The 20,250-nt window shown below is 61.0% G+C and carries 20 protein-coding genes; 9 read left to right on the plus strand and 11 right to left on the minus strand.

Annotated elements, in window-relative coordinates:
- Positions 1–113 precede the first annotated feature (113 nt).
- Positions 114–2,204, minus strand: a complete 2,091-nt coding sequence (locus JS82_04385; GenBank protein QHK17376.1) for a DEAD/DEAH box helicase family protein — start codon at positions 2,202–2,204, stop codon at positions 114–116.
- A gap of 163 nt (positions 2,205–2,367) precedes the next feature.
- Between JS82_04385 and JS82_04390 the strand changes: the two genes are divergently transcribed.
- Complete coding sequence (locus JS82_04390) at positions 2,368–2,907, plus strand: flavodoxin family protein (protein QHK17377.1); 540 nt, start codon at positions 2,368–2,370, stop codon at positions 2,905–2,907.
- A 39-nt stretch (positions 2,908–2,946) separates the two neighbouring features.
- On the opposite strand, the gene JS82_04395 is transcribed toward JS82_04390, so the two are convergent.
- Positions 2,947–3,834 carry a serine protease gene (locus tag JS82_04395; protein ID QHK17378.1) on the minus strand — a complete coding sequence of 296 codons (888 nt, stop codon included), beginning with the start codon at positions 3,832–3,834 and terminating at the stop codon, positions 2,947–2,949.
- A 36-nt stretch (positions 3,835–3,870) separates the two neighbouring features.
- Positions 3,871–4,158: a hypothetical protein gene (locus tag JS82_04400; protein ID QHK17379.1), complete on the minus strand. Its 288-nt coding sequence runs from the start codon at positions 4,156–4,158 to the stop codon at positions 3,871–3,873.
- 99 nt (positions 4,159–4,257) lie between these two features.
- Here JS82_04400 and JS82_04405 point away from each other — a divergent pair, with 99 nt between their 5' ends.
- Positions 4,258–4,695: a hypothetical protein gene (locus JS82_04405; GenBank protein ID QHK17380.1), complete on the plus strand. Its 438-nt coding sequence runs from the start codon at positions 4,258–4,260 to the stop codon at positions 4,693–4,695.
- Between the two features lie 67 nt (positions 4,696–4,762).
- On the plus strand, positions 4,763–6,907 hold the full coding sequence (locus JS82_04410; protein ID QHK17381.1) for an AAA family ATPase: 2,145 nt from the start codon (positions 4,763–4,765) through the stop codon (positions 6,905–6,907).
- Between the two features lie 24 nt (positions 6,908–6,931).
- On the opposite strand, the gene JS82_04415 is transcribed toward JS82_04410, so the two are convergent.
- Together JS82_04415 and JS82_04420 are read right to left on the minus strand one after the other, a co-directional pair.
- Positions 6,932–7,630, minus strand: coding sequence for a hypothetical protein (locus JS82_04415; GenBank protein QHK17382.1), 699 nt, complete (start codon positions 7,628–7,630; stop codon positions 6,932–6,934).
- Between the two features lie 2 nt (positions 7,631–7,632).
- Positions 7,633–8,187, minus strand: a complete 555-nt coding sequence (locus JS82_04420; GenBank protein QHK17383.1) for a hypothetical protein — start codon at positions 8,185–8,187, stop codon at positions 7,633–7,635.
- Between the two features lie 170 nt (positions 8,188–8,357).
- Here JS82_04420 and JS82_04425 point away from each other — a divergent pair, with 170 nt between their 5' ends.
- Positions 8,358–9,311 carry a hypothetical protein gene (locus JS82_04425; protein QHK17384.1) on the plus strand — a complete coding sequence of 318 codons (954 nt, stop codon included), beginning with the start codon at positions 8,358–8,360 and terminating at the stop codon, positions 9,309–9,311.
- A 6-nt stretch (positions 9,312–9,317) separates the two neighbouring features.
- On the opposite strand, the gene JS82_04430 is transcribed toward JS82_04425, so the two are convergent.
- The 6 genes from JS82_04430 to JS82_04455 are packed head-to-tail and all read right to left on the minus strand — an operon-like array spanning position 9,318 to position 15,048.
- A complete protein-coding gene (locus JS82_04430; protein QHK17385.1) occupies positions 9,318–9,977 on the minus strand; it encodes a sel1 repeat family protein in 660 nt (219 codons plus the stop codon).
- A 29-nt stretch (positions 9,978–10,006) separates the two neighbouring features.
- Entirely contained in the window at positions 10,007–10,912 is a 906-nt protein-coding gene (locus JS82_04435; protein QHK17386.1) for a hypothetical protein, read from the minus strand.
- 43 nt (positions 10,913–10,955) lie between these two features.
- Positions 10,956–11,327 carry an ACT domain-containing protein gene (locus tag JS82_04440; protein ID QHK17387.1) on the minus strand — a complete coding sequence of 124 codons (372 nt, stop codon included), beginning with the start codon at positions 11,325–11,327 and terminating at the stop codon, positions 10,956–10,958.
- Between the two features lie 9 nt (positions 11,328–11,336).
- Entirely contained in the window at positions 11,337–12,005 is a 669-nt protein-coding gene (locus JS82_04445) for a hypothetical protein (protein QHK17388.1), read from the minus strand.
- Positions 11,998–13,689: a YgiQ family radical SAM protein gene (locus tag JS82_04450; protein QHK17389.1), complete on the minus strand. Its 1,692-nt coding sequence runs from the start codon at positions 13,687–13,689 to the stop codon at positions 11,998–12,000. Before JS82_04450 ends, JS82_04445 begins: the two co-directional genes overlap by 8 nt.
- 12 nt (positions 13,690–13,701) lie before the next feature.
- A complete protein-coding gene (locus JS82_04455; protein ID QHK17390.1) occupies positions 13,702–15,048 on the minus strand; it encodes a pyridoxamine kinase in 1,347 nt (448 codons plus the stop codon).
- 145 nt (positions 15,049–15,193) lie between these two features.
- On the opposite strand from JS82_04455, the gene JS82_04460 reads away from it, so the two are divergent.
- The 5 genes from JS82_04460 (at position 15,194) to JS82_04480 (ending at position 20,244) form a co-directional block, all read left to right on the plus strand.
- Entirely contained in the window at positions 15,194–16,786 is a 1,593-nt protein-coding gene (locus tag JS82_04460) for a mechanosensitive ion channel (protein ID QHK17391.1), read from the plus strand.
- Positions 16,787–16,935: 149 nt separating this feature from the next.
- Positions 16,936–17,553 (plus strand): TetR family transcriptional regulator, encoded by a 618-nt coding sequence (locus JS82_04465; GenBank protein ID QHK17392.1) that lies wholly within the window; start codon positions 16,936–16,938, stop codon positions 17,551–17,553.
- Positions 17,554–17,569: 16 nt separating this feature from the next.
- Positions 17,570–18,784, plus strand: coding sequence for a hypothetical protein (locus JS82_04470; GenBank protein ID QHK17393.1), 1,215 nt, complete (start codon positions 17,570–17,572; stop codon positions 18,782–18,784).
- Positions 18,785–18,794: 10 nt separating this feature from the next.
- On the plus strand, positions 18,795–19,274 hold the full coding sequence (locus tag JS82_04475) for a hypothetical protein (protein QHK17394.1): 480 nt from the start codon (positions 18,795–18,797) through the stop codon (positions 19,272–19,274).
- On the plus strand, positions 19,267–20,244 hold the full coding sequence (locus tag JS82_04480) for an ankyrin repeat domain-containing protein (GenBank protein ID QHK18407.1): 978 nt from the start codon (positions 19,267–19,269) through the stop codon (positions 20,242–20,244). Before JS82_04475 ends, JS82_04480 begins: the two co-directional genes overlap by 8 nt.
- Positions 20,245–20,250: the final 6 nt, after the last annotated feature.

Here is a 20,250-nt window from a genome sequence, read left to right on the forward strand (position 1 = left end):
GCATTCGATATATACACGTTGCTGTACAACAGCGGTAAACGGACATACATGCATTATATCTTAAATTCTCAAGACATATGTCGCCATCCGTATATCGAATGGGAGCACCTATGTTATGTCGACCTGCGGGACGAGGCCGAGCTGAAGAACCTGATGACATCCGCGACGGGGTCGTCGGTCGGGACCGCGCCTATGTCCTTGGCGAACCTGGAGGCCCTGTGGTCCAGTATGACGGCGACGCCTCTGTCGTCCTCCATCCTGATAAGCCTTCCCGTGGCCTGGTTGATCTTCCTGACGGCGGGGACCTGGCTGGTGTACAGCCATCCCTTCCCTTGTCCGTACCTCTGGTCGTAGCGGTCGCTCATGGCCTTGAGCTCCTTGGACGGAGGGGGGAACGGGATGCCGACGATGATGGTGACTGACAGCTCGTCTCCGGGGAAGTCGATGCCCTCCGCGACGGATCCCCCGAGGACCGAGAAGAAAACCCCGTTGTGGCCAGACTTGAACCTCGCGAGGCTCTCTGCCGTCCTGCGTTGGTTCCCGGACTCCTCCCAGTACTTGGGGCGGTCGATGTGCCTCTCCAGGTATGGGCGCATGCTGCGCATGTAGTTGTACGACGTGAACATCACCAGGATGTTCTTCTCGACGGCGTCGCAGATGTCCACTATCATCCTCTCGATGCGGTTCTGCATCCCGGGGTCCTCCCTCATCGCGTCGTACTTGGTGGTGACGTTCCTGGCGTAGACCACAAGCTTGTTCTCTGCCGGGAACGGTGAAGGATAGGTCCTGAACTTCGGGTTGTTGCCGAGGCCGAGTACCCTGGCGTACTGGTCGAGCGGCTTCAGGGTGCCCGACATGTGGAGCGTGCCGGGGACAGTGTTGAGGAAGCGAGAGATCTCGGAGGGGTCGATGCATGTGGCGACCAGGTACTCGCCGTCCTTGTCGGTCTTGATCGACCTGACGAACCGGTCGGAGCCGGAGGAGAACCATGCCTTCATCTTGACTGCCAGGTCCTCGACGTACGAGGTCCTGTTCTCCCCACTGTCGATGAGCCTCTCCGTCCTCGCCTCCCCGAGGTCGAGGGCCCTCTCGACGGCGGATTCCAGGTCGGAGCGGGACATCCCGAACTTCGCCATCATCTTGTCCTCGATGAAGTCGTCCGTGAATACGTAGTCGTGTTCGTTGAAGCCGAGCTTCTCGGTCGCAGCCGCACGGATGCACACCTTGAAGAAGTTCAGGAAGGTGTCCAGACGGACCTCCTCCCATACGGTGGGGTCCCTGTAGGTCGGGCATTCGTCGATGGCGTTGTCGACCATCTGCTTGTCGATGACGAACGTCTCGCTGCCTCTGGCCGCGTCGAGGAAGTTGTGGGCCTCGTCGACGATGACCATCATCCCGCGGGGGTCGCCGCTCAGGTCCATGTTGGCCATGAGGCTCTCCCTGATGTCGGGGTTGAGGATCTGTATGTACGGGGCCGCGATGACATCAACCTTCTTCAGCAGGAGCTTCTTCGCCTCATAGGGGCAGACCCCCAGCTTCTCGCAGAACCTGTCCAGGTCGTCGGACGACGGGATGTTCTCCCTGCAGTACCTCTCGATGTTGTCGATCTCCGTCTTCAGACGGTCGTAGAACCTGCAGCCGCCCGCTTGGCCCTTGATGCTCTTGTTCCTGCGGTCCTCGCACATCATGGAGAGGACGTTCGAGGGTATCTGCTCGAAACCGGACGTCCCCCTGAACAGGGGGCAAGACTTGTTCCTGCCCGTTAGCGCTATCCCGGACACGCTCTTGATCCTCGAGATGGCGCGGAGCTCCTTCATCACGGCGTCGGTCTGGGTGATCGTGCGGACGACGTAGACGATCTTCTTGCCGGTGGCCTTTGCGTGCTGCAGGGAGGCGGCGAGCGAGACTATGGTCTTGCCCGTTCCGGTGCCGGACTCTATGACGACGTGGCGGCCCTCGTCGAGGAAAGAGCGGATGTCGCAGATAATGTCCAGCTGACACCCCCTGGGCTCGTACGGCATGTAGGGGGCGTCGCGGTTCTCGGACTGCACCAGCCTGGGCTCGGGAGCCCTCCTCTCCTGGATGCTGCTCAGGCTGGACTGGTTGCTGGTAACCAGTCCGTCGGCGGTCATCCCGCATCTCATGCAGCGGTTCGAGCCAGGGGCCAGAAGGCTCTTGCATCCGGGGCAGAACAGTCCTTGCATGACACGGCAATCGGGGTTCCATAGATAAGCCTTCATAGGGGGTGGCCGAACGGGCCGAATAACCCCGGTGTGTTCGGTTCCCGTGGCCAGCGGCGACGGTCATCCCGACTGAAGGTCGGCGCGGCGGGATAGGATGATATCCGAGTACGGGGATTCCATCCCGATGTGTGCTAAGGTACTCATTCTGTCAGGATCGCCCAGGAAGGGCGGGAACACCGAGACTCTGTGCTCCAAGTTCGCAGAAGGCGCAAAGGACGCCGGCCACGACGTGGAGACGGTCCGCGTCTGCGAGAAGGACATCCACTTCTGCACAGGTTGCGACTCCTGTGTGAAGAGCGGCAGGTGCGTCTACAAGGACGACATGGAGGAGATAAGGGAGAAGATGCTGGACGCCGACGTCCTGGTGTTCTCTTCACCGGTGTACTTCTACACGATATCCGCGCAGATCAAGGCCCTCATAGACAGGATGGTCCCGTTCTACACCAAGCTCAACAACAAGCAGGTCTACATAATCGTGGCCGCGGCCGATCCCGACGAGTCGATGCTGGAACTCGCAGTGGACAGCTTCAGGGGCCTCACAAGGGACTGCATGGAGGGCGCCGTAGAGAAGGGGGTCATCAAGGCCACGGGCGTCTGGGAGAGGGGCGCGGTCGACGCCACCGACTTCCCGAGGCAGGCCTACCTGATAGGCAAGTCCGTCTGAACGCCGGGGGGGGGTCAGACCCCCGGTCACGGAACGGCATTAATCTATTATCCTGAATCCGGTCTCGTCGCCCTCGGCGTCGTACCTTATCTTCCTGTAGTCGAGCACGTCGCGGATCGTCTTCACGTGAACGCCGCGACCCACGTTGAGGAACTGGTTCTCCACCACGGTGGTGCCGTCGTACTCCGCTGTGGGATGGAGGCCGAGCCTTAGGAAGGCGGTCTCGGTCTGCATCGCGTATATGTGCCCCTCCCTGTCGAAGATTGGCCCTCCTGACTGGCCGGTCAGGCCGGGGGTGGACGTCTCCACGTAGAGGAGCTCGAAGAGCCCGTCCTTGGACATCCCGCGGTTTATGGTGCGGGTGTGGATGCCCTCGTTCGGGAACAGGAGGTCGCGGAACGGGAACTTGGGGATCCTGAACGCGTTGGCGGACTCGTCGAAGTTGCTCTGGATCTGTCCGTCGGCGAACGGGAAGCCCATCCTGCACAGGCTCGTGCCCTGCCTGACATGCGCGGGGTCTTTCAGCACGGGGTACTCGCTGACCCACGAGGGGTCGAAGGGCTCCAGCCTTCCGACCGCTATGTCGACCTGCCTGTTGACGAAGACGTTGTTCAGCCTGACTCCGTCCCATCCCCACCAGAACGAGTGGTTGGTGATGTAGGTGGGGTCCGGTTTCACCTCCATGCTGGGAGCTCCGGGACGGGTGCTCCTGGACTCGTTCAGCTCCCTGATCTCCTTGAGCTTGTTCTGGTCGGTCTGGTACTTCATGAACGAGTCGTAGATGTGCCCGGCGGTGACGATCCAGCCGTCGCGGTTCAGGACCATGAACGTCCCGCACTGGGTCTTCACCTGGCCGTCGTACTGGCGTATGGATACCACGACCGGCCTCACGAACTCGGCGACCTTCTGGCAGGCGTCAGCGAACATGTCGCTCCAATCTCCGACTAATTATATATGCCTGGCTCATGAAGATCCGAAGGCCCTTGCGTAGGTCTCGTCCATCTCGGGCAGATGTACCACGAAGCCGACCGGGATGCGCATGCCGGTGGCTTCCATGACCCTTCTGGCTCCCTCCTCTCCGAAGGCTCCGCAGAGCTCTATGCAGCCGATCCCGTCACTCTCGAGCGTCGCAGCCTCCCCGCAGGCCTCTTCGATGTTGCGGACCCCCACGAAGACGCTGTCCCCGTTCCTGACCGACGTCCTCTCCACGCCGGCCAGGTCTTCATTTATGAATATGAACGCGAAGCGCATGCCTCCGAATGGGTATGAGGAGGTTAACCGTATCCCCTCGCAGGAGGCGCCGGCACATGGCTAATATAGGCGCGCGTGGATTGAGGAGGACGGTCTAAGATGATATCGAAGGAGACTCAGTACAGGATCTACGCCGGTACGCGCAAGGACGACTACACCGGATGGGAGAAGGTGGATGTCGATCCCGCTGAGGATGATAACATAGACTTCTGGTCCCTGAATCTGGGGAACGGTTACTTCCTCGACAGGGTCACCAAGAACGTCAGAGGACTGCTCGGCGTCAAGAGGATCAAGTTCAACAGCGTCCGCAGGGACCGCTCGATAGAGGACCCCGACGGCGAGTACAGGGACATGGACCTCAACATACTCTTCGATGTGGAGATCAAGGTGTCCAACGACGCGATAAAGTTCGACGCCAAGAACAACTCGTTCGTTCTGCTGTCCAGGGAGCCCATAGACTGGGAGGAGTTCTCCGAAGGGGTTCCGACCTTCGAGGACCCGGAGATAGAGAAGAACTACGCGAGCTTCTACTCCTGACGATCTAGGGTGTAGCGAGCCTAGTCAACAGCGCTTCGGTTAATACTCCGGCCGTCCAGTGTTCAGCATGGACGGAGAATCCGTGTCCGAGGTCCTCGTGGAGTCGGCTTCCCAGGTTTACCAGTACATTTCCGACATGCAGTACATGACCGACCCGCCCCTGGGGGTCTCGATGACCGAGGTGTCCTCGTGCGATGTCGGAGACGGGTTCGCCGTCCTCCACATAGACGGTCAGATGCCGGATGCGAACGGCCTCATGCTCATGGTGGGGGACAGGATCCTCCAGGAGTCCGAGGCTGGGTTCGACCGCTACGACGAGGTGTCCAGGACGGTTGTCGTGAGGCCGGGATCGGAGGTCCTGGCTCTGATGAGGGATGGATCGCACAGGGTCTGTCTACTCACAGACATGAAGTTCCTCATATCCGTCGTGGGCGATTTCTACCGGCGCTACGGCAGTCTCCTCACGCCTCCCGAACTGGATGTCGTCTGCACCGCGCCTGTCTATCCGGAGAGCGGAGAGCCGACCGATGAGCAGCGCGACGCGGTAAACAGCATACTGACCAACAGGATGTCCTACGTCTGGGGGGCTCCAGGCACTGGCAAGACCCAGTACGTCCTCGCCACATGCATCAGGGCGGTGGTCGAAGCCGGAGGCCGTGTAGCGGTGTTCGCGCCCACCAACAACTCCGTTGAGCAGGTCCTGAGAGGAATAATCAAGGCCTTCGACGGCGACAGCCGCCTCACAGGGTCTATCCTCCGGCTGGGCGTCCCGACCAGGGCGTTCTACAGCGAGCATCCCGAGATGTGCGAGGACCGCCAGGCACAGAGGAGGCTGGACGCCTGCCACAGGAAGGCGGAGTGTCTGGAGGAGGTCATGTACGAGAGGGCCTGCGACTGTCTGGAGGGCGAGATCCTCGACGCCATACGCATCGCACGCGAGGCGTCCGCTGTCTCGGGAAAGGTGCTTTTGGAGGACGTTCCCGAGCTCAGGGAGGCGGTGGATGGGCTGAGGGGATTCCTCTCGATGCGTCCCGACACGAGGGACAGGATGGGGGACTTCGACGACAGGGACGCCCTCGAGGTCCTCTCCGAGATACGCTCCATGATATACGACAGACAGCGTCCGGCCGTCGAGATAGAGGAGTATTCCTCCTGGTCGGATGCGGACCTCCTCGCCGCCATCTTCGAGACGGAGAGGGAGATCGAGGGGATGAGGACGGGAGGGGTCTCTCGCAGGCTCGAGGATGCGAGGATCATCGCATCCACACCGCATCAGTTCATCTCGCGCCTCCGTCCCCACGGATCCAAGGAGGACGGTCGCCCCGAGCTGTACGTGGACCACATCTTCCTGGACGAGGCCGGATACTGCGGTCTGATGCAGGCGGCATCATTGTTCACGAACGGTGTCCCCGTCACGTTCCTGGGGGACCATATGCAGCTTCCGCCGGTCTCTCAACTCGATGACGAGGTCCTCAGGTCGGCCGCATTGCGCGGTGGCAGACTCCGCTACGGGTTCCTGTGGTCGCTGTCGGCCATATACTGCGAGCAGCTGCTGTACAAGGGGCCGGGTTCCCTCGTCTCCTCGTTCGTATCCGGAGCCGATCCCGAGTTCTGCGAGACGGCCAGAGGTGACCTGACGCAGTCCCATCGTTTCGGAACGAACCTCGCCAGGGTTCTTGACCGTTTCGTGTACAGGAACGGCCTGTCCGGCTCTCCGGACGGAGGCGACCTCTCGATCGAATGCCTGGACGTGGTCTGCGACCACAGGGACGGCAGGGAGAACCTCCCGGAGGCGCTGGCGATCAGACAATTCCTCAGGGAGGAGTCGTCGGATGCGTCTGAGATCGCGATACTGACTCCCTACTCGGTGCAGCTGGCGCTCCTGAAACGCAAGGTCGGAAGAAAATACCGTGACAGTGTCATGACTGTTCACGGTTCCCAGGGGAGGGAATGGGACACAGTCATTCTCAGTGTGGCCGACAACGGCATCGCCTCCAGGGACGTTCCGCTGAGGTTCACCAGCTCCCAGACCCCGATAGGGATGAAGGTGGTGAACACTGCAGTATCCCGGGCGAAACGCAGGCTAGTGCTTGTCTGTGACCGCGGGTTCTGGACTTCCAGAAAGGACGAGCTGATAGGCGGGATACTGGGAGAGATTCCCCCGGACCGTCTCCAGGAATCGGGCGGTACGGGGGACGTCACGGGACATTGAGGCCCGTGACGCAGAAAAGTGCGTTCAGTCGTTTATCCCGAGGGCGTTCATGATCTGGCGGAGGCTCTCCTTCATGTCGATGACGTCGGACCTGACGTCCGCGATCTGAGATCTCAGGACACGGGTCTCCGACTCGACGGCCTCGAACCTCCTCTCGTACTCGGAGAGGTCCACGGATGCGGGCTGTGCCTCTACAGGGGCCGGAGAGGCGGCCTCGGCTTTGAGTTCCTTGACCCTCTCAACGAGGGTGTCCCTTCTGGACCTGAGGGAGGATGCCATCATGGACAGCTTCTGTTTCTCGTCCTCGTCCCCGTTCATGTCCGCACGGAGCATCTTGATCTCGATGCCCATGAGCTCGTCGGTCACCGACTCGATCTCCTCAGTCAGCTCCTCCACCGTGCCCTCCGGCTTGATCTGCGGGGCGGGTGAGGATTCGTCCTCATCTCCCACGAACGGGCGGCTGTCCTGGTGGACGTTCTCGTTCATGTCCTTGTCCATGGAGGGGACCTCCATGCCGGCGGCGATGAAGGACTCCTCGATTTCCTTCTTCCTCTGAAGCAGTCTGCCGATCTCCGCCTCTATGCCAAGGACCTCGTCGGCCTTCCTAGCAGCCTCTATGGGGTCCACGGGCATCATCTCACGCAGCTTCGATAGCTGGTTGCCGAGTCTTCTGGTCTCCGTCTGAATGAATCTGAGCTCGCGTTCGTACTTGCTTCCGGGCATGTTTAATCCTTCCTCTTCTTTTTCTTCTTCTTGTCCTTGTCCTTTTCGGACTCGGCAAGGGCCCTGAACGTGTCGTAGAGGTAGTCGTCGTAGAAAATCAGTTCTCCCAGCGCCTCCAGGGCATACGGGTCGTCTAGGAGGAACTTCACCATCTTCTTGGATTTGAGAGCGGCCTCCCCGATGTCGTAGCACATCATCTCGACTATCTCGTCACAGTACTCGGCGCGGACCTCGTCAGCCTCGAGCTCGTTCTCGAGGTCATCCGCCGACAGACCGTTGATGTACTGGTCGTACTTGACGGGGCATTCGACCACATCGGTGTTGTCGAGGTCGAGTCCCTCCAGCAGGCTGTCGTCGTCCTTCATGTCGGCGAGGACGCTGATGTAAGCCGTGAGGTCCGCTTTCAGGTAGTCGATGAACTCCTGGATCTCAGCGATCCTGTCCTCTCTCTTGAAGCGCCTCTTCCTCTTCTCGAGGTCGGCGATCTCCTTCCTCTTCCTCTCTACGGCCCGGGAGATGATCCCGATCGCCTCGTCGATGGTGTATTCGGCCTCCATTCTATCGCTAGTGTATCGGAGCACTCCACTTATAATACAAGCGGACTGGTTTTTCGTGTTTTACGCGGCATCCAGACATTCTCTTGGGATGGTTTTTTAAGGATATATCATCCATCCATGATATTCTGCTTTATAGTGTACATAGCAGATACATGTAAACGGTTCTTATCATGCCGAGCGAGGAGCCCACGCTACTGGAACTCGAAGCCCGTTGCAAACGCGGGGATGCTGAAGCTCAGTACATTCTGGGAAAGAAGTACTACGAGGGGGACGGCGTCCCGCAGGATTACGACCGCGCCGCCGACCTTCTGCGCACATCCGCGGAGGCAGGCGATGCGGCAGCACAGTACACTTACGGGTACATGTGCTGCTATGGCATCGGCGTGCCCGTGGACAAGATCGCTACCATAAGGTGGTACAGGAAGTCCGCCAACCAGGGCTATGTTGAGGCCCAGTACGGTCTCGGGTACATGTGCGACATGGGTGAGGGCGTCAAGGTGAACAAGATGGAGGCCGCGAAATGGCATCTCCTCGCGGCCGACAAGGGTCATGCCGGTGCCCAGTGCAACCTTGGCAACCTGTACTTCAACGGATACGGTGTCAGACGTGACAAGCAGGAGGCGTTCCGTCTCTACCGTGCATCGGCCAACCAGGGCAACGTGGACGCCCTCTTCAACCTTGGAAGGATCTACGAGACGGGCGACGGAGTGGAGCAGGACGACGAGGTCGCTCTCCGTTTCTACCAGGAGGCCGCCGTCCGCGGTGACGCGCACTCGATGTTCAACCTGGGCGTCCGCTACATGACGGGAAACGGGGTGCGCGTCGACGTCCCACTGGCGGAGAAGATGCTGGCAGCATCGGCGCGTAAGGGCAACGACGAGGCCCTCTACCTTCTGGGCACTATGTACTACAGCGGAACCGGGGTGGAGCGCAGTCTCGAGACGGCCGCGAAACTTTTCGAGAAGGCGTCGTTCCAATGGAACGACCAGGCGATCTACAGCCTAGGCCTGCTCTACATCAAGGGCGAGGGCATAGCTAAGGACGAGCGCCGCGGAATCGGGTTGATAAAGCTGGCCGCCGAGTTGGGGAACGAAGAGGCGATCTCCTTCCTCGCGGCCAGATGAATGGTTTCACCACTTGTGGTCGTGGGGGATGAACTCCAGCTTGGCCCCGCAGAACGGGCAGCTGTGGAGGACGGCATCCATGCCATCCTTGTCTTCTCCGAGGAGGGCGGGTCCCTGCATAGTCTCGGTGAAGATGATGTTCTGGGCGAGGAGCTCGTCCAGCATCCTCTTGCAGCAGGCGGCCTCGACGTCGACGTCGGAGACCTGGAGCTTCAGTATGGGCCTGGCGCGGAGGTTCCTGTTCCTCTCCTCCGTGAGGATCCTGTCGATCCTGTCGGCATCGAACTCAGCTCCGGGATAACCCATGGATGCAGCGTAGGCGAGCATCCTGACGGCTTTCTGGAGGTCCATCGGCACGCCGATCCCCTTCTCGTACATCAGACCGAGATGGTACAGTGCTCCGGGGTCGAGGTTGTCCGCAGCGTCGCTGAGCATCTGTACCGCACGGGGTATGTCGGGCTCGGTCCCCTCGCCTGAGGCCAGCATGACCCCGAGCTCCCTCTTGGCGGGCACGACGTTCTGGGCCGCCGCCCTGGACATCCACTCGAACGCCTTCCGGGCGTCCTTGGGCTCCTCGTTTCCATAAAGGTATATGAGTCCGAGCTGGTACTGTGCTTCCGCGTCGCCTTCCTCGGCGGCCTTCCTGAGAGCTTCCGAACTGGCCATGTTATCCAGGGTGGGAATCCCGTACCGTTTTAAGCCTGTTCGCCTCGGCCGAGCACGGATCCCAGCATGGACAGCATCTCGGAAGCCTCCTCGACACCGTTGTCGCGCGCCATGTTCAGCCACTTGCGGGCCTCCTCGTCGCTCCTTTCGGTGCCGATCCCCCTCATGTAGCAGTATCCGACCATCTGCATCGCTGTGGGGACTCCTTCGGAGGCAGCCTTCAGGAACCATTCGAACGACTCCGTCGCACGGGGCGGGTCGGACTCGGAGAGGAGGTAGCCGAGACGCTCCATGGCGAACGCGTCCCCCTGGTCAGCGCCCATCCTGTACCATTCCTCGGCTTGGCGGAGGTCCACGGGGGTTCCGTTTCCGAACTCGCAGCAGATGCCCGCCTGGAACATCGCGTTCACATTCCCGGCCTTGGCCGCCGTGCGGTACATCCCATAGGCCTTGCGTTCGTCCTTCTCGACGCCGAGGCCCTCCTGGTAGAGGTAGGCGAGTGACGTCCTGGCCTCCTGGTTGCCCTGGTTCGCGGCCAGTCTGAAATAGCGTGCGGCCTCTGAGTAGTCCTGTTCGACGGATACCCCGTCCATGTACGCCAGCCCAGCGTAGAGCTGGGCATCCGGGACACCGTCCTTGGCGGCCGTGATCGACAGCTGGGCGGCCCTCTCGCTGTCGATCCCGCAGTAGTCCCCCTGCATGAAGAGTCTGACCATCAGGGCCATCGCCTCCGTCTGCCCGGCTGCGACCGACTTCTCGAGGAGGTCGTAGCCCACATCCTCGTTCTGTTCGACATCCCAGCCGAAAAGATAGGCCATCGCCAGCGCGTACAGGCCGTCGGGGTCGTCCCTCTTCGCCAGATCCATGACCTCTTCGATGCTGAGCTCGACCTGACCGTCCGGTCCGTGGAAGACGAATCCGCGTTCTTCTGCCATGCCCGATGGTAGGGTGCTGACCGTGATAACACATACGGTCCGTTCACAGGCGCGTTATCTCATGACCGACGGATGTGAGCGCGGCCACGACCTCGTCCAGTGCCGAGGCGCGGACAAGGATGTAGTCTGTGTCGTAGGTTGAAATGACGAAAACAGGGATCCCGCGTTCGGACAGAACGCCCGCAATCCGTGATATAATGCCCACCAGCGAGAAGTCCAGGGTCCCTGACACCCTGAGGGCTCTCCATCCGTCCTCACGATCCATGACATCGGAGGGGACTTCGGAGGTGGGGCAGACCAGGGACCTCTCGCGGTCGGTCCTGCCTGTGAACGTGAACGGTCTCTCTAAATCCACACCGGAGTAGTCGCGGACCCTGCAGACGGAGAACCCCATCGGGAGGCACTCGATCATCATGGCGACACCTCATGCCGTTCCGAGCCTTCTGAGCACGGACTCGGCCTCCCTCCACTGGGGGAACAGTCTCTCCCATGACCTGAACTGAGCGTCGTGGACGCGTCTGCTTGGGCGGTACCCCTGTCTGAGATGGAGGCATTCGTGGTAGACCACGTAGTCACGGACGAAATCGGGGACGTCGTCCGAGTCCAGTCTCGACGAAATGCCGACGACCCTGAACATGGTGCTGCAGAACCCGACCCTCCGGACGTTGTCCCTGCGGGTCCAGGACATGTATGAGTTGCTAATGTCCGATTCCGTCAGAAGACCGGAGTCCAGCAGCCTCTGGACGGAGTCGTGCAGATACGCCACCTCTCCGCAAGCCGAGCGCAGGAGGTTGCGGCTCCTGCGTATGTACGTGGGTCTGTTGTCGACGATGTACCTGTCCGAGCGGATGTGGTCCAGGTATGAAGGGGGCTCCGGGCATCTCTGCCCCTTGGCTCTACGGCACACCATGTCGCAGAAGTCGCTGAGGACGTCGTCCGGAGCATCCGACAGGTAGTCAGCGATGTGGATCTCGATGCCGGCGCCGTACACCTTCCAGCTGTATCCGAACTCCTTGCGGACGACGAAGTCGCCCCTGGCCTCCCTGAAGTAGGGGCGGCAGGCCGATATCGCGCATTCCGGAAGCTCATGCATCCCTGCGCCTCCCGACGACCATGTCCTTCTGCTTCTGCCTCCTCTGTATCGACCTCTCAACGCGGACTTCCCTGCCCTTCGAGTCCATCGAAGTGAAGTACATCGCGGTGGAGTAAGAGGACGGGGTCGGGGTGAACACCTGCACCTGTTCGGGGTGTATGTGCAGCCTGGTGCGGCAGTATTCGGAAAGCTCCCTCATGTCGTCGTCCGTGCAGCCGGGGTGGGCCGCCATGAAGTAGTACGTCAGGTACTCGTCCTTTCCGCATTTGGCCACGGATTCGGAGAACATCGAGCGGAACCTCTCGAGGACCTCGCGCTCCGGCTTCCCCATTAGTTTCAGCACCCTGGGCGAGACGTGCTCGGGAGCAACCTTCATCTGGCCGGAGACGTGATGGGCGACGATATCGTCGAGGTAGGTCTGTCCGTGCTCTCTGTCGGCGACGATCATGTCGTAGCGGATGCCGGAGTTGACGAAAACCCTCCTGACTCCCGGGATCCCGGCGATCTCGCTCAGGAGGGAGGTCTGCTGGGCGTGGTCCAGCGGCAGGCTGGGGCACGGCCTGGAGCCCAGGCATCTCCTGTCCGGACACCTCCCCCTTTCCGCCTTGCGCCCGCACTCGATGCCGTACATGTTGGCCGTGGGCCCTCCGACATCCTGTATGACCCCGTTGAATCCGGGTCTCGAGGCGATCCTGCGAGCTTCCCTGACTATGGATTCCCTGGACCTTGAGACGACGGTGGTGCCCTGGTGCAGGGCGATGGAACAGAACGAGCAGTCGCCGTAGCATCCGCGGTGTGTCGTGATGGAGTTGCGGACAGTGTCCATGGCCCTGACCTTGCCGCCCGTGAGATAGTACGGGTGAACCGCATCCTCGAAATCGGACTCGTACAGGGAATCGAGCTCTTCGGTCGCAAGGGGCCTCTGCGGGGGGTTCTGCACGAGGTACCGGTCACCGTGCCGCTGCACCAGCCCTCTGGCTGTCGCCGGGTCGCTGTTCTCCCTGAATCCGACGAAAGCGTCCATGAACGCCCGGCGGTCGTCCCTGCATTCATCGTACGATGGGAGCTCCAGGAACCCGTCGGGGATCCTCGGGGACGCGTAGCAGATCCCCCTGACATCCTTCCAGTCCACACCGTCGCGGATCCTCTCGGCCAGCTCGACCGTGGCCAGTTCGGCCATCCCGTAGACGATGCCGTCCGCCTTGGCGTCGAAGAGCACGGATCTCCTGACGCTGTCAGACCAGAAATCGTAGTGGGCGATGCGTCTGAGGCTGGCCTCAAGTCCGGCCAGGAAGACCGGCCTGCCCTTGGCGTGCCTCTTGATCAGGTTGGTGTAGGCGATGGTGGCCCTGTCCGGCCTTCTGTCGTTGACCCCGCCTGGCGTGAAGTCGTCCTCCTTGCGGAACTTCCTGGTCGGAGTGTAGTTAGCGACCATGGAGTCCACACAGCCGGCGGACACGGACCAGAACAGCTCAGGCAGGCCGAGCCTCGAGATGTCGTCCCCGGAGGAGATGTCGGGCTGGGCGATGATGCCCACCCTGAAACCGTGGTCCACGAGCCAGTGCCCGATGGCCGCTGTGCCGTTGTAGGCGTTGTCCGTGTAGGTGTCGCCCGAAACGAGCACGATGTCCAGGGAATCCCATCCGCGACCGCGGACCTCCTCGGGGGTGGTGGGTATGAACATGTCGCCGAGTCGTCAGACCTTCATCTCCATGATGAAGTCGTTCATGACGAAGCCGTCCCCGATGGGGTTGTCCTGGGAGTCGATGATCTCGAAACCCTCGTGCTCGTAGACCTTGACCGAGTTCTCGTTGCCCCTGTTGACCGTCAGATAGACGGCACGGAGCCCCAGGGCCCTGGCGACCTCTCTGAGATGGTCGAAGACGGCCGAGGTCCTGCCCTGATGCCTGTACTCCCTCAGGATGTAGATCTTGGAGAGGAACAGCCTGTCGCCCCTCGGGGCGTATCCGGCGTAGCCGACAACCTTGGAGCCCTCCTTTATCATGAGGTAGGTGTAGCCCTCCTCGTCGATCTGCCTTCTCATCGCCTCGTAGCTCTGGAACCTGTCGAGCATGTACTCGATCTGGTCGTCTGGGACGATGCCCTTGAAGGCCTCCCTCCAGACCTCGGATGCGACCTGGGCGAGAGTGCGGATGTCCGAGTCGGTAGTGGCGGGGACAATGGACGGTCCCCTCCTTCCGGCGTCGACCTCTGCTATGTAGTCCTTGAGGCCCGCCTCGAAGTTGACGCCGTACCTTATGTCGACCTTGGCGTCGTACGTCCTGACTATGCTCCCCACGGTGAAGTTGACCGCGGCGGTGACGGCATCCCTGAGCGTGAGGCCGGATTCGAACGCCCCCACGAAGGCGGAGCTGAACACGTCGCCGGTTCCGTGGTAGTATCCGGGGATCTCGTTGCGCATGACCTCGCCCGTGTCTCCGGTGGTGTAGTCCATGTAGACCGCTCCTATCTTCCCGGGCTCGTAGCTGATTCCTGTCAGGACGATCTGCTTGACGCCGAAGACCCTGGCCTGCTCCAGGACCGAGGCAATGTACTCCCTCGTGTACGGTCCGTCCCTGTACTCGATGCCGAGCATGAAACTGAGCTCGGTGATGTTCGGCATGATGACATCTGCCATCTCGCAGAGCTGGCGCATCCCGGCGGGGAAGTCCGGGCCGAAGACGGAGTAGAGCTTCCCCTTGTCGGCCATGACCGGGTCCACGTAGATCCTGGTCCCCTCATGGGAGAGGTCCCTGAATAGCCTCTTGACGATGTCGATCTGCTCGAAGGACCCGAGGAAGCCGGTGTAGAAGGCGTCGAACTTTATGCCCAGGGACTGCCAGTGCTGGTCGATGGGGACCATATCCTCGGTGAGGTCGCGGTACGTGAAGCCGGTGAATCCGCCCGTGTGCGTGGAGAGCACGGCCGTGGGGAGTCCGGAGCATTCGATGCCCACGGACGAGATGATCGGAAGCGCGACGGTCAGGGAGCACCTGCCGACGCAGGAAATGTCATGGATCGCGAGAATCCTTTCCTGGTGCATGGGCCCGCCATGACGCTCTCCATTCATATATCCGCGCCTCTGGTCAGAGATATTAGGCTGTAGCATAATCGCGCGGTTTTCTCGGAGCGGTTTTAGGAACACTATTTTAGGGAGAAAGTGTGCGGAAAGCATGAATTCACGTTCCTTGGCAATCATCGTACTGGCCTTGGTCGCCGCAGTGGCACTCGTCCCCCTGGCGGACGGTGCCGATGCGGCCACATCCCAGGACATCGAGCTGACCCTGCCCGGCGACAACACCGGCACCACGGTGCACGTGGAGGTCGGCAGCGGCGGCAGCGAGACGTTCAGAATATACGTCTATAACAAATCCGACGACTATCTGATGCTGACGGCGTCCGGCTCGTCCGGCTCCGGCAGCGTCGACGTCTCCGCGGTCACGGGCTCGGACCTGCTCATGCCCGCGGGTTCGTCCGACAGGGGCCACATCGCCACGGTCGATGTCACCGTCTCCATCGACAGGTACGACATGAACCAGACCGAGGACGGCACCGTCACCCTCATGTTCGTGGACCTGGCAGACAGCACGGTGAGGTTCGAGATCCCCGTGACCATAGACATCGCAGTCTCCTCGTCGTTCTACTCCGCTGACGGGAACAACAAGTTCCTCGGACTTTTCCCCAACACGCTCGACGGCGTCCTCGGATCGGAGTGGTTCACTGCCGTGGTGACTCTGATCGCGTGGATGGTCATCGCCTACATCGTATGCCTGATTTTCATCCCCCTGTTCGCCAGGATATTCGTACACAAGGGCGAGAAGGACCAGAGGCGCAAGGTCAAGAGGAACCTGACCAGCCTCATCGTCCTGCTGATCGCCATCCTCTCCATCAACCAGTGCCTGACTATACTCGGTGTCAGCCCGGAGATCAGGGACTCGTTCGGGATGCTCTCCAGCATCCTGTACATCATCATAGGCGCAATGATCGCGTGGATCGTCTACGTCTTCATCGTGACCAACGTCATCAAGGGCGTGGAGAAGGGCACCGAGTCGGGCATCGACTCATCGCTGATCCCGCTGTTCAAGATGATCGGGAAGATCGTCATCGCCGTCATCGCGGTCGGATCCATCCTCGCGATATTCGGAGTGGACCTCAGCGGCATCCTTGTCAGCGCGGGTGTCGTCACTCTGGGCATAACCCTGGGCGCACAGAACATCCTCAACCAGTTCTTCTCCGGAATCGTGCTGCTCTCCACCCGTCCGTTCAAGAAGGGAGACTTCGTTCAGATCAACGGGACAGTTTACATCGTGAGGAAGGTCAAGCTCATGTTCACCGAGTTCGACAACTGGGACAAGGACCAGGTCGTGACCATCCCCAACAACGTCGTCTCCGGAGGGACCATCGTCAACATGACCGGCGAGGACAGCGAGGCCAGGACGTACGTCTACGTCACCGTGGCTTACGACGCCGACCTGAAGAAGGCCCAGGAGCTCATGGTTCAGGCGGCCATGGAGCACCCCCATGTCATCAAGGACGGTTCCCGCTCCGCCCCGTCCACCAGGCTCACCAACTTCCTCGACTCGTCCATCGAGCTGAGACTCGCGGCCTACGTCGACGACTTCGACAGCAGCGGTTCCTATGCCGGGGAGCTGAGGACCAGGATCTTCGAGCTCTTCGAGCAGAACGGCATCGAGATACCGTTCAACAAGCTCGACATCGTCTTCCAGACGCCCTGCGACGGCAAGAGGAAGGAGGACGACACGACGCCCGAAGGACAGTGAGTCCTGGGAATCGACAGACCGTTCCGGCGTCCGGCACCCTGTGTACCGGGCGCCCAAACCCTTTGAAAAGCATTTCATTATCCAACAATCAGCATGTTAAAGACCAATAATGAGTAAACGTCTTTAATTCGAAAACCGATTATCTTCTCATGTCCAGGAAGGCTTACACCCGCGAGGAGCGCGAGTCCATACGCGACAGCATGATCCGTCGCTCGGTCAGGGTGTTCGCCGAGAAGGGCCTCAGGAATGCCAGTCTGGAGGACGTCTACGTCCCGGAGGGCATCTCCAAGACGTTCTTCTACACGTTCTTCCCCTCGAAGTCTTCCCTCATCGCCGAGGTGTTCAGCAGTCAGTCCTCGGAGATGCTGGATGTCCTGCGCAAAAACGTGTGGGACTACGGGGCAGTCAACGGGATGAGGGAGACGCTCTCGGATGTCCTGGACGGGAGGTGGTTCATCGCCTCCTTCGACGACCAGACGTATCTGCGGGACATCATGAGCGAGGAGGAGTTCAACGCGTTCAAGAACGATCGCATCGTCCTCTTCGCCGACATCCTGAATATCATCGGCGTGCCCGTCAGCAGACTCGACCCGCGCGTTTTCTACAACATGCTCATGTCCGTTGTCTGGACATGCTGCTCGCATCAGTCCTCCATGCCGTTCCTGTACGGGGAGGTCGCCCGCAGCTCGTCGGACATACAGATCGAACGTCTCGTCGAATACGTCTCCAGTCTGAGAGTAGACTCAGGTGTTTGCGACGGCCATTGATATCGGGGATAACATGATGGATGAATCTAAGATTAGGCAGGTCGAGATGGACCTGTTCCAGGACAGGACAGAGCAGGCGGTGCCCTCCGCGCTGGAGATGATCTCGGAGATGGACATGGATGACGACGACGAGGCCCTGGCGGCTTCAGGACTGTTGTCCAAGGTCCTGCGCACCGATGTCGCCTGCGACTTCGTAGAGAAACTGGCTGGAATCGGTTTCGACTTCGGGGTGAGGTTCCCGGACGGGGAGACGGTGACCACGATGTACGCCTCACGCGGGCTCAGCGACCCCGAGGTCTACAGGGCACTGGTATCTGCCGGTGCTGACCCAACATCATGCAATCGCAACGGATCCAATGCTCTCCACATCCTTGCTTCTTTCGAGAAGTCCAGCTTCGCGAAGTCACGCGAGACGGAGATGGCCGCCATCGCCGGAATCCCCGGGAACCCGTCTGATTGGATGGTCCCGAACGCGTACGGGGCGACGCCTCTGCATCTGGCGGTCCTGTTCGGCCACCACGAGCTGGTCACAGCGCTTCTGGACCTGGTCGAAGACGTCGATGCCATCGGCACCGAGGTGCGTTCCGGCTACGGACATGCCGTGGACTTCAACGGAAAGACGCCTCTCGGTGTCGCCAGCCTCATAGGTGATGACGAGTCCGCATCGCTGTTGCTCGATCACGGGGCAGATCCCGGAATCACCGACAACTCCGGACGCGTGGCCTCTCATTTCGCGGTGTCCCCACCTCCGGTGAGCATATGCAGGGGATGGGATTCGATCCCGGGCATGGAGGCCATCGTGGGCAGGAAGAGGGCCATACTGTCGAGGATCGGGATGCTGGATGCCACAGATGACGGCGGCAGAACGCCGCTCCTGCTCTCCCTGACCCTGTACAGATATCAGAACGGCGGCCTGTCCGAAGCGCTGCTGGAGCTCGGCGCTGATCCCAACATCGCCGCCAACGACGGGACCACTCCCCTCATGGCTGCTGTGTCCAACGGGCACTCCTCAGCCGTGAAGGCCCTGGTGTCCGCCGGTGCGGACATGGACGCCACCGACGCCCACGGGAGGACCGCCCTCCACCATGCGATATCGTGGAGGGACGAGAAGTCGGCCAGGCTCCTGGTGAAGAAGGGTGCGAGGTTCGATATCCCCGACGACACGGGGAAGACGGCCGGAGAGATGGCGGCGTCCGCGGGCATGGAGTCCGTCATAGAGCTCATGGTGTGAGGTGTCCGACATGGGATTCATCGACAACGGCACGAAATCGTCCGCTCCCGTAGACGGCACCGCTGCGTACCAGATGGCGGCAACAGGGGATCTTGCAGGCGCCTGGATAATCCTCTCGCGGGCCGACTCGTCGTCATCGGTAGACATTGTCTACAACAAGGCCCTGTGTCTCCGGGCCGCCGGCCGCAGGGACGAGGCCCTCGGTCTCGCCCGTGTCGCTTTCCGCCGTCTCACCGAGGGCGTTCCCCAACGGACCTTCGATCCCGTCGGGACCGCCCTGATATCTTCCATGGCCGCCCCGGGGCCCATGAACCCCGGGCTTCCTGCGGCCGACATGACCTACGCCGGTCTGCAGGCCAGATGGCTCTACTGCCTCTGTCTGGCGGACTGCGGCGAGGATGAGGAGTGCGCCCGGGTGGCCGCGCCCCTCGTACAGCTTGGTATCGTACCCATAACGAACAGAGGTGAACGAGTTGTCACAGATGGATGAGATGTTTCTCAACGCATGCAAGAACGGACAGAAGGGGGTCGCGCAGACGCTCCTGGCGAAGGGGGAGATCAACGTCAACAAGAGGGACCCGATGGGGCTCACAGCCCTGCACTACGCTAGCCAGAAAGGTGCCCGCGACCTGGTATCGATGCTGCTCGAGAAGGGCGCCGACGCCTGCGCCTGCTCCAACGACAGTGTCACGCCGTTGCATATGAGCTCCAGGAGCGGGAACAAGGACGTCATACGCATGCTCATAGACGCAGGCGCCGACGTAAACGCCACAGACCGCGGCGGAAGGACCCCGCTCATGGCCATGGCCTCGGAGGGGAAGGTCGATGCCGCGAAGATGCTGCTAGAAGCCGGGGCGGATCCCTCCATCGCAGACAACGACGGGCACACGGTGATGGACATAGCCACATCCAAGGGACTCAAGGGACTCGTTTCCGCTCTGGCCGAAACGGGAGGATCGTCCGAAGCGCGCGACTCCGTCGGCAACACGCCACTTCACCAGGCCTGCTGGAACTCTCAGGGCGAGGTGGTCCGCGTGCTCGTCGACGGCGGGGCCGATGTGAACGCCCTCAACGACGACGGTGAGAGTCCGCTGTTCCTCGCAGTCCACAGGGGCTCGCTCAACATCGTGGAGATGCTTCTCGAAGCAGGAGCGAATCCGTCCGCCAGCCTCAACACAGGGGACCGCCCGCTGCATCTCGCAGCTTCGGCGGGCAACCTGTACATCGGAAGGGCACTCATAGGTGCAGGCGCCGATCCCGACTGCAAGAACGGCGCAGGCTCCACGCCGTTGATCCTGGCCGCCCGGAACGGCCGCAACGACTTCGTTTCGCTCCTTCTGGAGAAGGGCGCGGACCCCGATGCCGCGGACAACGACGGTCGCACTGCCATGCATTACGCCTCGGAGGCCGGGTTCACCGAGATCGTGGAGATGCTCCTCATGGCTGGAGCGAAGGGCTGAGGTCGG

The sequence above is a fragment of the Methanomassiliicoccaceae archaeon DOK genome (assembly GCA_009911715.1).
Lineage (GTDB): Archaea > Thermoplasmatota > Thermoplasmata > Methanomassiliicoccales > Methanomethylophilaceae > Methanoprimaticola.